The 13,281-nt window shown below is 56.6% G+C and carries 9 protein-coding genes; all 9 read left to right on the top strand.

Annotated features, from left to right (window positions below; translation table 11 throughout):
- Nucleotides 1-4: 4 nt before the first annotated feature.
- Nucleotides 5-874: a pyruvate, water dikinase regulatory protein gene (locus C1711_RS01500; RefSeq protein WP_102337475.1), complete on the top strand. Its 870-nt coding sequence runs from the start codon at nucleotides 5-7 to the stop codon at nucleotides 872-874.
- A 218-nt stretch (nucleotides 875-1,092) separates the two neighbouring features.
- Entirely contained in the window at nucleotides 1,093-3,831 is a 2,739-nt protein-coding gene (gene ppdK, locus C1711_RS01495) for a pyruvate, phosphate dikinase (protein WP_102337474.1), read from the top strand.
- A gap of 289 nt (nucleotides 3,832-4,120) precedes the next feature.
- The gene (locus C1711_RS01490) at nucleotides 4,121-5,800 is read left to right on the top strand and encodes a ribonuclease J (protein ID WP_102337473.1); all 1,680 of its coding nucleotides are present in this window, start codon (nucleotides 4,121-4,123) and stop codon (nucleotides 5,798-5,800) included.
- Between the two features lies 1 nt (nucleotide 5,801).
- Entirely contained in the window at nucleotides 5,802-8,585 is a 2,784-nt protein-coding gene (locus tag C1711_RS01485; protein WP_407641519.1) for a DNA translocase FtsK 4TM domain-containing protein, read from the top strand.
- Entirely contained in the window at nucleotides 8,586-10,028 is a 1,443-nt protein-coding gene (locus C1711_RS01480; RefSeq protein ID WP_102337472.1) for a helix-turn-helix domain-containing protein, read from the top strand. It begins immediately after the preceding gene.
- 27 nt (nucleotides 10,029-10,055) lie between these two features.
- On the top strand, nucleotides 10,056-10,553 hold the full coding sequence (locus C1711_RS01475; RefSeq protein WP_102337471.1) for a YajQ family cyclic di-GMP-binding protein: 498 nt from the start codon (nucleotides 10,056-10,058) through the stop codon (nucleotides 10,551-10,553).
- 11 nt (nucleotides 10,554-10,564) lie between these two features.
- Nucleotides 10,565-11,902, top strand: coding sequence for a 30S ribosomal protein S12 methylthiotransferase RimO (rimO, locus tag C1711_RS01470; protein ID WP_102337470.1), 1,338 nt, complete (start codon nucleotides 10,565-10,567; stop codon nucleotides 11,900-11,902).
- 3 nt (nucleotides 11,903-11,905) lie between these two features.
- Nucleotides 11,906-12,559, top strand: a complete 654-nt coding sequence (gene pgsA / locus C1711_RS01465; protein ID WP_102337469.1) for a CDP-diacylglycerol--glycerol-3-phosphate 3-phosphatidyltransferase — start codon at nucleotides 11,906-11,908, stop codon at nucleotides 12,557-12,559.
- A 93-nt stretch (nucleotides 12,560-12,652) separates the two neighbouring features.
- Nucleotides 12,653-13,147 (top strand): CinA family protein, encoded by a 495-nt coding sequence (locus tag C1711_RS01460; protein WP_234346161.1) that lies wholly within the window; start codon nucleotides 12,653-12,655, stop codon nucleotides 13,145-13,147.
- The last annotated feature ends 134 nt before the right edge of the window (nucleotides 13,148-13,281 follow it).

The following is a 13,281-nucleotide window of genomic DNA, read 5'->3' as shown; positions in this document are numbered from 1 at the left end:
GGCCATGCTTCAGTTCGATCCCACGGCGCAGAATATCGAGCGCACGATTCTCATCATTTCCGATGCGTTGGGTAACACTGCCCACGGGCTCGCACTGGCAGCACTTGGCCAGTTTGATGCTGATGCCGCACGCATTGTCCGTTTAAGCAAAATCACCAGCATCTCGCAGGTGGAGGAGCATTTTGCCGAGTTTGCGTATGAATCGGGTAAGTTCGCGGTCATCCAGACTATCGCTTCACCGGCTCTGAGCAAGGATGTTTCAATCTACTTGAACACGCATGACATCCCCTTCATTGACGCTTTAGGCCCAGCAATCTCCCTCGTAGCAGGCCTTACCGGTATGACGCCCAAAGGCATACCCGGCGTGACTCACCGCGTCGACGAGCGTTACTTTGAGCGTATCGAGGCCATGGAATATTTTGTCGAGCACGATGACGGCAGGGGGGCAGATGATCTTTCCCGTGCCGAAATCGTGCTGCTTGGCATTTCGCGCACGGGCAAAACGCCGCTTTCCATGTACCTTGCCTTCCAGGGCTACCGTGTTGCCAACATCCCGCTCATGCACGGCGTCGAGCCTCCGGCTTCGGTGTACGACATCGACCCGGCAAAGCTCTTCGGTTTGATTTCGACCACGAACGTCGTATCGAGCATTCGCCAGACACGTATTGGCGAGGAAGTCGCGCGTGGCTTTACGGGTACGTATGCGAGTCCCGAGCACGTTTCGCTTGAGATGGATGAGGCCCATGCGCTCATGCGCCGTCTGGGCTGTTTCATCGTTCGAACGGACAAGCGAGCCATCGAGGAGACGGCGTCGGAGATCATTTCGCGCATTGAGCTTGTTGCGGCGGCTCGTGCACGCCGAAACATGGCGTAAATACTCTGCACAGACTATCTCCACGTCATCAGTGGTATCCCCACAAGATGACCACGTGCAAAACCGCTTGCTCACAATTTATAACCGCCTACGGACCCTCTTATTCTCTGCAAATTTCAGAGTTGTTTGGTCCGTATAGTGCTCCCTAACCCACGTTTTCAACGCGGGGAGATATTGAAACGTCTCGTAAGAGACAGGGAAAGGGAGACAAGGTAAACATGGAACAGCACGTTTATCGCTTCGGTGCCGATCGCACGGGCGCCGATGTCACCGAAGGCAACGCCTCGATGAAATTCATGCTTGGCGGCAAGGGCGCTAACCTTGCTGAGATGGCACGCCTCGGTTTGCCGGTGCCTGGCGGCTTTACCGTGACCTGCCAGACCTGCATGGCGTATTCCAACGCCGGCAACGTTTGGCCCGAGGGCGTTCTTGACGAGATTAAGGTCGCACTTGCAGACATGGAAGAGCGCATGGGCAAGCGTCTGGGTGACGCCGACGACCCGCTGCTCGTTTCCGTCCGTTCCGGTGCCCCGTTCTCCATGCCCGGCATGATGGATACGGTTTTGAACCTCGGTATGAATGACGAGTCCGTTCAGGGCCTCATTGCGCAGACCGAGAACCCCCGTTTTGCTTGGGACTCTTACCGTCGCTTCGTGCAGATGTTTTCCAATGTCGTTCTCGGTGTCGACTCCGACCTCTTTGAGAACGCGTTGACCGAGAAGCGTCTCGTCGCCGGTGTCCGTTCCGATGCAGAGCTTGCCGAGCAGGACCTGCGCGAGCTTGTGGCTGAGTTCAAGCAGATCGTCTCCGAGCATGTCGATCCCGAGCAGTATCCCGAGATCGTCGTCGATGGAAAGGTCGTGTTCCCGAGCGACCCGATGCTCCAGCTTCGTCTTGCCATCCAGGCCGTTTTCGGCAGCTGGATGAACGAGCGCGCCGTTCTTTACCGCGCACTCAACAAGATTCCCGATGACCTCGGCACTGCCGTCAACGTTCAGTCCATGGTCTTCGGCAACAAGGGCGATACCTCTGCCACCGGCGTTGCCTTTACGCGCAACCCTGCAAGTGGCGCTCGCGAGTTCTATGGTGACTTCCTGGTCAACGCTCAGGGCGAGGACGTTGTCGCCGGTATCCGCAACACCGAGCCGATCTCCGACCTCAAGAAGATCCCCGCGCTGCACGAGGCAGGCGAGGAGCTCGAGCGCATCTTCGGTATCCTCGAGGGCCACTTCCGCGATATGTGCGACATCGAGTTCACCATCGAGCAGGGCAAGCTTTGGATGTTGCAGACCCGCGTGGGTAAGCGCACCGCCACTGCCGCACTGAAGATCGCCATCGACATGGTGGAGGAGGGCCTCATCACCAAGGAGGAGGCCGTCAAGCGCATTGATCCGGCTCAGCTCGATCAGCTGCTCCATCCGCAGTTCGACAAGACGGCTCAGTTCGATATTCTGGCCAAGGGCCTGAACGCAAGCCCCGGCGCCGCCGTCGGCGAGGTTGTCTTCTCCTCTGATGACGCCGTCGCACGCGTCAATGAGGGTCATAAGGTTGTTCTCGTGCGTTGGGAGACCAACCCCGACGACCTCAAGGGTATGACGGTCGCCGAGGGCATTTTGACCAGCCATGGCGGCAAGACCAGCCACGCTGCCGTTATCGCCCGTGGCATGGGTACCCCTTGCGTCTGCGGCGTCGAGACCTTCCGCATCGATGCCGGCGCTAAGGAAGTCCGTATCGAGGGCTCCGACGTTATCTTGCACGAGGGCGACATCATCTCGCTTGACGGCACGCAGGGCATCGTCGTGCTGGGCGCCGTTCCGCTTACGTCCGCAGAGATCACGGGCGACCTTGACACCATGCTGTCCTGGGCAGACGAAATCCGCCTCGATGAGACCGACGGCCGTGCCTACCATGTGCGCGTCAACGCTGATAACCCCGCCGATGCCGAGCTCGCTCTCGACTTTGGCGCCGAGGCCATTGGTCTGTGCCGCACCGAGCATATGTTCTTGGGCGATCGCAAGCAGATCATCCAGAGCTTCATCCTCTCTGCTGACGAAGCTGTTCGCCAGAAGGCGCTTGACGACCTGCTGGCCGTTCAGACCGACGACTTCGTGAAGATGCTTCGCACGATGACCGGCCGCGATATGGTCATCCGCCTGCTCGATCCGCCGCTGCATGAGTTCCTGGACGATCCTCGTGAGCTTGAGGTCGAGATCGCCCGCGCTGAGGCGACCGGTGCCCTGAGCGGCAAGGAGCTCGAGGAGCGCCAGGCGTTGCTCCGTCGTATCAACGGCATGACGGAATCCAACCCGATGCTCGGCCTGCGCGGCGTCCGTCTGTCCATCGTCTATCCCGACCTGCCGCTCATGCAGGTGCGTGCTATTGCCACCGCTACCGCGCAGCTCAAGCGCGATGGGTTCGATCCTCGACCCGAGATCATGGTCCCGCTCGTCTCCATTACCGAGGAGCATGTCCGTGTTCGCGCCGTCATCGAGCAGACGCTTGCCGAAATCGCCGCTGAGTACGATGTCGAGCTCGATATCCCCATCGGCACCATGGTTGAGCTGCCGCGCGCCTGCGTTGTTGCCGACCAGATCGCCCAGTACGCCGAGTTCTTCTGCTTCGGCACCAACGACCTGACGCAGACCACCTTCGGCTTCTCCCGTGATGACGCCGAATCCAAGTTCATCCCGCTGTACCTGCACGAGAAGATCCTGCCGGTCAACCCGTTCGAGACCATCGACCCGGCTGTCCTCGAGCTCGTCAAGATGGCAGTTGATAAGGGCCGTTCCGTCAACCCGGATATGCACTTCGGTGTGTGCGGTGAGCACGGCGGCGACCCCGCTTCCATCTCCGGCTTCTTCAACGTCGCCGGTGTCAACTACGTGTCCTGCTCGCCCTACCGTGTCCCGCTGGCCCGCCTTGCCGCTGCGCAGGCCAAGCTTGACGCGAGGAAGTAAGCGTTGACTTAACGCTTGACGCGTTCTTTGCGACCCGAGTTGGCGTCGTTTCCGAGTGGCTCATTTGAGCTGCTGGAGGCGATGTCGGCTCGGGTTTTTTCGTACTGCCGTATTCAAGTTCTCTTCTCCAGATGCCCGTACTTTTGGTGTACTTCCAGCGCAATGCCGTCTATTCGGTACAATGGGTTTTGTATGCGTCGATGATTGTCGCGCACATTGCATATGACCTGTACGGCGGGGGAGACCTGCCGTTGATGTGTAAACGCAACTGAAAGGAACTACACCCTACATGGCAGCTGAAAAGAAGAAAAAATCTCCAGCGCTCAAGATCATCCCCTTGGGCGGCCTTGATGGTATTGGCAAGAACATGACCGCGTTCGAGTACGGCGAGGATATGCTCCTGGTCGACGCGGGCCTCATGTTCCCCGACGACAACCAACCCGGTATCGATTTGGTGCTGCCGGATTACACGTATGTGCTTGAGAACGAGCATAAACTTCGCGGCATCATCGTCACGCATGGTCATGAGGACCATACTGGTGCCCTGCCGTACCTTCTTCAGGATCTCAATTCGAAGGTCCCCATCTTTTCGAGCAAACTCACGCTCGGTTTCATTGAGGGTAAACTCGCCGAGTTTAAGATCCGCGCACCTCAGTTCCGTGAGGTCAAGGGCGGTTCGCATGTAAATCTCGGGTGCTTCTCCATCGAGTTTTTCTCCACGACGCATTCGATCCCCGGTGCACTCGGTGTGTATCTCAAGACCCCTGCCGGTACGGTCGTGCATACGGGCGACTTCAAGCTCGACCAGACGCCCATCGACGGTGTCACGCCCGATTACGCCTCGCTGGCACGCGCGGGTAAGCAGGGTGTCGACCTGCTGCTTTCCGACTCCACAAACGCCACTGTCCCAGGCTTTACCAAGTCCGAGGCGGAGGTCGGTCCCTCGCTGCTCCACATCATCAAAAACGCAAAGGGCCGTGTATTCGTGGCTTCTTTCTCCAGCCACATCCATCGTTTGCAGCAGATTTGCGATGCCGCGAAGAAATGCGGGCGCAAGGTCGTGGTGACCGGCCGCTCCATGCTCACCAACACGCGCGTGGCGCGTGAACTGGGCTACCTTAACGTTGATGAACACGACTTGGTAGATGCTTTCGATATCAACGGTCTTCCCGAGGACAAGATCGTCGTCATGTGCACGGGCTCACAGGGAGAGCCGCTCTCTGCGCTTTCGCGTATGGCGAACGGCGAGCACAAAACGCTTTCGATTCACGAGGGCGATACGGTCATCATCTCCGCCACTCCAGTCCCCGGCAATGAGAAGGCTGTTCAACAGGTCGTCAATAGCCTTGCCAAACTCGGTTGCGACGTGTACGACAAGAGCCGTGCCTTGGTTCACGTTTCCGGTCATGCCAGCCAGGAAGAGCTCAAGCTCATGCTGGCACTCACGCGACCCACGTACTTCATGCCTGTACATGGTGAGGCCGTGCATCTTCGTGCCCATGCGCATTTGGGTGAGAAAATGGGTGTTCCTACGAGCAACATCTTTGTCCTTGATAACGGCGATACGCTCGAGATGCGCGATGGCGTCGTCAAGCGCGGTCAGTCGGTTGAGAGCGGCGTGGTCTATGTCGATGGCCTGCGCATCGGTGATACCGACCCCATCGTGCTGCGCGATCGTCAAAAGCTTGCAAGTGACGGCATGGTAACGGTTGTTGCCATGCTCGATATGAAGCGCAAGAAGATCGGTAATGTTGAGTTTTCCGGTCGTGGCGTTTCGTTCCCCATCGACGATCAATTTGCCGCCGACGCTCAGGCCGCGGTGCTCCGCGCTATCGAGAAGGGCTCGTTCAACTTCTCGAGCTCTGGTACCGACGCGCTGCGTAAGGCCGTGCGCGATTCGGTTTCCAACTATATTTGGAATAACAATCGCACGCGTCCCATGATCATCCCGGTTGTCATGGAGGTGTAAGTTGGGTCGCTCCAACTCCGCCAACGGAAAACAGAAGACGACCTCAAAGGGCAAACGTGCAGCTAACAGCAAGGCTGCCTCGCGTAGCCTTCGAGCAAATGAAGGCAAGCATGCCGCTCCCCAACGTGAGCTCGAGCCGCTCATGGACAATGGGGCCTCTCGAGAAATTGCCGCCGTGATACTTGCCGTCATCTCGGTGATTTCGTTCATCGCGGTTGTCAGCAATTCTAGCGAGCCGGTGTCCGGCGCCATTTCCGGATTCTTTCATTTGGGATTCGGTATGGGTGCGTATGTGATACCACTCGCTATGCTCATGTTTGCCGCTAGCCTCTTTTTGCGCGACCGCTCGCCGTTGAACGTTCGCACGCTTTCTGGCGGTGCTCTCATACTCGTTGCTGTGCTGGGCATTCTTTCCCTCATGGTCCCATTAACCGATTTGTCAACTGTGGGAATGTTTGAGCCTGATGCGCTCGTCACGTCCGGCGGTTATCTCGGCGCGTTTGTCGCGAGTGCATTGCAAAGCGCATTGGGTAAGACGATTTCCTACGTAGTTCTCGTCGGTGTCATCATTATCGGATTGGTTGTCATCGGGTTCTCGGTCAGCGACTTTTTCCAGGCGGCACGCGATCGCGCGCATGCGTTTGTAGAGCGTCGCCATGTAGATGTGAACGAGATGCCCTGGGGCGATCAGCCCGGCGTTTTTGACAAGCCGGCTATTGATGCGGCGCAGCGTGCACCTGTCGTGCAGGGCAGCCTTTTCGATGATGCTCAGGCTGCGCAGGATTCGTATCTCGGCGCGAGCAAGACTAAAGTTATTGTAGATGCCGACAACGCGGGCGAAGACCCCTTCGTCGACGTTTCTCCTCAGTTGGCCGCCGAGCGCGCCGAGACGACGCTCATTCCCGTGCGTGATCGGTATGTCGAAACTACACGAGAAGACGCATCCGCGCCGACGGTTCCCGATACGCATGTTGAGTTTTCCGCAGTCGATCCTAAGCCTTTCGACGTTTCTCTGAATCAAGAGCAGGCGCCTTCCACTGAAGGGGATACGCCGACTCCCGTCGAAGTGTCTTCTCCTCAGGTTGCGACAGCCGATGGCCTGCGCCCGATTCCCGATTTCCTCAAACGAACGCAGACAGCAGGTGAACAGAGCGCTTCTCTCACAAGCGAGCAGGACGATGGCACTGAGCCCAGCGCCTCGGAGTCTTCAGGACAGGAAAAGAAATCTCCCGCAACCAAAGTCGCGGTACCTCATGCGGAAAACATCGAAGAGGATGGCGGCACACTGGAGCTTCCTCCGCTCACGATGCTTCGCCACAATCCAAAATCGGCTACTTCCGCATCCTCGGAAAAAGAGCTGGAACAGACCGCTCAATCCCTGCAGTCCACCTTGCAGGAGTTCGGTCTTCATTCCAGGGTCGTAGGTTGGATTTCGGGACCGACGGTAACAACGTTTAAGGTTCAGCCAGGTGAGGGCGAGCGAGTAAGTCGCATCTCCAACCTGGAAGACGATATCGCTTTGTCGCTTGCCGCCCAGTCGGTCCGCATTTTCGCTCCCATTCCGGGTACGTCGCTCGTCGGCATTGAGATTCCCAACGCCAAGCGTCAAAACGTCAACCTGGGCGATGTGCTTCCGTATGCCCAGGGCGAACCGCTCGAGCTGGCCATCGGCCGCGATGCGGAAGGCGCTCCTGTCGTTGCGGACCTTGCCAAGATGCCGCATCTGCTTATCGCAGGCACAACGGGTTCCGGTAAGTCGGTGATGATCAACTCCATCGTCATGGCTCTGATCATGCGCAATCTCCCCGAGGATGTCCGCTTGATCATGGTCGATCCCAAGCGCGTCGAGCTTTCAGGTTATAACGGGCTTCCGCACCTATATGTCCCCGTTGTCACCGAGCCCAAACAGGCGGCAAGCGCCCTGCAATGGGGCGTTTCGGAAATGGAACGCCGCCTCAAGGTCTTTGAGCGTCTGGGAGTGCGCAACATCGCCACGTTCAACGCGAAGCAACAGGCGGGGGAGTTTGAGCATTACGACAATCCTCCGCAGAAAATGCCGTTCCTCGTCATTATCATCGACGAGCTCTCCGACCTCATGATGGTTGCGGGCAAGGATGTCGAGGCTTCCATCGTGCGTATCGCTCAGCTCGGACGTGCCGCCGGTATTCACTTGATTGTTGCAACCCAGCGTCCGAGCTCTAACGTGGTCACCGGCCTCATCAAGGCGAATATCACCAACCGCATTGCATTCAACGTCGCCACGGGTATCGACTCCCGCGTCATCATCGACCAGATGGGCGCCGAAAAACTCACCGGCTACGGCGACATGCTGTTCTCTAAGGTTGATTGGGGAAAGCCCAAGCGCATTCAGGGCTGTTTTGTTTCAGATGACGAGATTAACGGTGTTGTCGAGTTCGTCAAGGAGCAGGGCGCACCTGATTATCACGAAGAGATTCTGTCCGTTGTGAGTCCTGCATCTGTGGGTGGCGGCGGTGGGGGACACGCGTTTTACAACGAAGCCCCCTCGGATGAGGATCCGCTGCTGTGGGATGCCGCGAAGATCGTTGTCGAGTCGCAACTCGGTTCTACTTCGGGCTTACAGCGTCGCCTCAAGGTGGGCTACGCCCGTGCCGGCCGCATCATGGATATGCTTGAGGAAAAAGGCATTGTAGGTCCGCCCGACGGTTCAAAACCGCGTGAGGTGCTCTACGATGAAGAAGGGCTTGCAGCGCTGAGAGCTGTTGAAGAGCCGCTTTCGGATGAAGAGATATTTGGGGGGATGTAAATGCCGCAGCGTTTTGGCGAGATGCTTGTTTCGCGCCGCCGCGAGATGGGCATGTCCATTCAACAAGTCTCAAATATCACGAAGATCCGTCCTCAAATCATCGAGTATGTCGAAACGGAGAACTTCCAGGCACTCCCTTCTCGAGGGTATGCCCAGGGGATCATCTCGAGTTACGCGCGTTTTTTGGGACTCGATCCCAATCAGGTTGTCGATGCGTATTTCGATGCCCTCGATGAGTATCGTCGATTTGGAGCCGGTGCTTCGAGTGGACGTTTTCAAGAGGTTACGTCCGAGGCGAATCTTCGCAGCGCGCAAGCTGCCTCTCGGTATCATTTAATCGATCCCAATCGCGCGGGTTCACGATACGCTCAACGCCCGCCGCAGGCAGGCTATGTGCCCGAATCCAGTTCTCCACATGAGCCGATGGAGACCACGCGCCTTCGTCCGTCCTCCGCTGCCGATAGGCGTAGAAGTCCCGCGTTGGCGGGAAATGGTTATTCCCAGCGCAATACTACGGGGCGTCAAACGCAGCAGCGTCGTTATGATCACGCGGGTGCAACGGGTGATTATCGTTCGGCGCAGCAACGTCGTCGTCCGGCCGAAGCATACGACCCGCGCGAAGGTCGTCCTTCTTCCCGTGCTGGTTACGGTCATGATCCGCGCCGCGGTGATCCTCGCATGTCGCGAACCCGCGGCAACGGGCAAGCTCCACGCGGTGGTCGCAATGGTCGCAATGCTGCTCCGAGGGGAGGGCGCGGCGCAGGAAGGTCGAACAATCCTTTGAATCCAAAGGTTTTTGTAGGAGGCGCCATAATCGTCCTCTTGCTCATCGTTTTGATCGTTGTGACGCTATTGCGAGGGTGCGCTCCCAAGAATGACCCGACAACTGGTTCGACGCCGACAGCGGTCCAAAAGGTGGACAAGAAGCAAGACGATACGTCATCTAAAGATGACGATGGATCGGATTCCGATGGAGCCGACTCGAACGATGACAATTCCGACAACGATAGGCAATCCGCCCAGGAACCCGAAAAGACCGTTGTGAAGGTCACTGTCAAAGAAGAAGGCGTTGTCGCCTGGGTTGAGGTCAAGCTGGACGGTAAGTCCGTCCTCGCAAAACAGGTTGTTGGACCTTTTGAGCAGGAATACACCGTTGAGCAGCAAATCGACATCACAACCGATACGCCAAATGAGGTGACGGTTTACAAGAACGGCAAGAAAGTTCGTTACGACACCAAGGTCTCTGGTGTGGCAAAGGTCAGCATTTCTGCACCAAAGCCCGAAACTGTTGATCTTACCGTCGATACGGATGGGGATGGCGTAGCGGATATGACGGCAACGGACGCGCGTGATGCAGGCTATGATGTCGAGGCACGCACCGTCGCTACCATTACTGTTTCTAAGTCTGAGTACGAGAGTTCCAAATCTGATTCTTCTGAGTAGACCTTCTGATACCTGAAAGGAGCCATCATGGCAAAAGATTCCAGCTTTGACGTCGTGTCCGAAGTCAACATGCAGGAGGTTGACAACGCCTTCCAGCAGACGACACGTGAGCTTGCGCAGCGCTACGACCTCAAAGGGTCCGGTGCATCCATCGAGCTTTCCAAAGGCGATAAGCTTTTCACACTCAATGCTCCGGCGGATTTCGTCGCGCGTCAGGTCATCGACATCCTCAATACCAAGCTTATCAAGCGCGGTGTCGATATCAAGGTCATCAAGTGGGGCGACCCGATTGCAGCCAGCGGCGGAAGCGTTCGCTTGCTCGGTTCGATTGTCGAGGGCATCGATCAGGCTACGGCAAAAAAGATCAACAAGGACATCAAAGACCAAAAGCTCAAGGTAAAGGTGACCATCGAGGCCGACAAGCTACGTGTTTCCAGCGCATCTAAGGATGCCTTGCAGCAGGTTATCGGTTTCTTGCGTGACCAGGATTACGGTCAGCCGCTCCAGTTCACGAACTATCGCTAAGGACGCTTTTCATGGCACACGCCTCCCTTATGTACATCACGCTCGGCTGCGCAAAAAACGAAGTCGATACCGACCGCATGCGCTCTCTGCTTACCGCCGCTGATTATGAAGAGGTGTTCGATCCTGCAGAGGCTGACGCTGTCATTATCAACACGTGTTCTTTCCTTGCCTCCGCTACTTCCGAGAGCATCGAAACGACGCTGGCGCTTGCTGACGAAATTGCAGACGGTGTACGCAGTACGCGCATCATCATGTGCGGCTGTGTTCCCTCGCGCTATGGCGACGATCTTCCCCAAGAGTTGCCCGAAGTTGCGGCGTTTGTTCGCACCGATGAGGAAGACGGCATCGTTGCGGTTGTCGATGAGCTGCTGGGTGTCGAGCGCGAGATGCCGCCGTTCATCCCTACGGTCAAACGAACGGTCGAAAGCGCAGTTGCGTACGTGAAGATTTCCGACGGCTGCAACCGTTTCTGCAGTTTCTGCGCGATTCCCTATATCCGCGGGCGCTATCATTCGCGGTCTGCTGAAAGCATCCTTGAAGAGGTGCGTGATCTGGTAGCCGGTGGTGTGCGGGAGATCGTGCTCATCGGACAGGATACGGGCATCTGGGGTACCGATTTTTCCGATGAAGTGCAGGGTCCTCGCAATCTTGCGCAGCTCATGCAAGCAGTTGCCGAGGCCGTGCGCCCCGAGCATGTTTGGATTCGCGTGCTTTACCTGCAGCCCGAGGGCATGACCGACGAGTTGATTGCGACTATCCGCGATACGCCCGAGGTGCTGCCGTACATCGACATTCCCGTACAGCACTGCAATGCCCGTGTGCTCAAAGCGATGCATCGTTCGGGCTCTGAGGAGCAGCTCTCCGAGCTGTTTGCAAAGCTTCGTCGTGAGATTCCCAACATGGTTATTCGTACGACGAGCCTTGTGGGCTTCCCGACTGAGACCGATGAGGAAGCCGAGCAAATGCTTGCGTTCATGGATCGCGAGGGCTTTGATTACACGAGCGTTTTTGCCTACTCGCAGGAGGAGGGAACGCGTGCGGCCACCATGGACGACCAGATTGATGAGGATGTCAAACTCGAGCGCACGCAAGGCGCTATGGATTTGGCTGAATCGCTCGGGTTTGCTGCGACTGCATCGCATGTGGGTGAGATCGCCGAGGTCATCGTCGATGGCATTGAGGAAACGGACGACGGACCGGAGCTCATAGGTCACGCATGGTTCCAGGCACCCGACTCAGATGGTGCCGTTCATCTCGATGCCTCCGAGGCGTCCGTGGGTGATATTCTGCAGGTGAAATTTATCGATAGCTTCTGCTACGAGCTTATCGGCGAAGTCGTGGAGGATTAGACAATGGCCGTAAACAAAATGGGCAAGGAGATCACGAGCATTTGGACTCCTGCCAATGTGGTCACATGCATTCGCATTGTGTTCATTCCTGTTTTCATGATTCTGAGCGAGTTGTCGTTCGGCGGTTATGCCGCTGTTCCCTTGCAGGAAGATGCCTCACTCAGTGGGTTTGCCATCGCGGCTTTTGCCGTCTATATGCTTTTGAGCTTGACGGACAAGGTGGATGGTGAACTGGCGCGCAAGCGTGGCGAGGTGACGGATTTCGGCAAGTTCCTCGATCCCATCGCCGATAAGCTCTTGGTGTTCTCGGCTCTTCTCATCTTGCTTGAGCACCAAATGGTAAATGTGTGGTTCGTGTTCATCATCATGTTCCGTGAGTTCCTGGTGAGTGCGCTTCGTATGGTCGCAAGTGCAAACGGCACGGTGATCGCCGCAGACAAGCTTGGAAAGGCGAAGACCGCTACAACTATGGTGTCGCTTTGCACATATCTGCTGGTCATCGCCATGATGACGTGTGTTGTTCCGAGCAATGTGCTGGGTCTTGTGTCAGCGCTTCGCCTCATCGCCGATGTTTTGATGGCTGTTGCGGTGATTTTGACCGTCGCTTCAGGTGCCCAGTATTTCTGGAATGCCCGTCACATCGTTTTTAGGGTCTAGACCCTGACGATGATTCACTTGGACTAGCTATAGCACATGTTTTGGCGCGATGGGCACTGCCGTATCGCGCCTTTTTCTTGAAAGGATGATGCGGTGAGTTTTCAGAACATGATTGAAGCGCACGCACGCAATCTTGTGCGTCAAGCTATTGAAAAGGGTCTGACTGTTGCCACTGCAGAATCCCTTACGGCGGGTTTGACCGCGGCCTCAATCGCCGATATACCAGGAGCGAGTGCCGTTCTGCGCGGAGGAGCCGTAACATATTGCGATGAAATCAAGCATAAAGTCTTGAGCGTATCTGAACAGACGCTTCGTGAACACACGGCAGTTTCCGCAGAGACCGCGTGTGAAATGGCGCATGGAGCGCGTCAAGTTTTTGAGAGCGATATCGCAGTGAGTCTGACAGGTTATGCGGGTCCCGATGGGGGAGGCCTCGATAAGCCGGCGGGTACTGTTTACATTGGCGTTTCTGACAAAACGGGTACTGAGTGCACGCGCTGTCAATTTGAAGGAAGCCGCAATGAGGTACGTATCCAAGCAGCCAACAAAGCACTTGAAATGCTGCTTGAGCGGGTCAATCGTCTGTAGATTATGCGCAAAATCAAGGCAATCTGTGCTTGTTACATGAAGCCCTCAACGCTTTGAACTGGGAATATCTTTTCATTTGAAATGCGCATTGGGACTCGACTGACAACAGCAGGAATTCTTTGAGATACGTGCCG

Source organism: Collinsella provencensis (genome assembly GCF_900199705.1).
Taxonomy (GTDB): domain Bacteria; phylum Actinomycetota; class Coriobacteriia; order Coriobacteriales; family Coriobacteriaceae; genus Collinsella; species Collinsella provencensis.
Note: the sequence above shows the minus strand (reverse complement) of the source record. Positions and strands in the feature narration are given on the sequence as shown.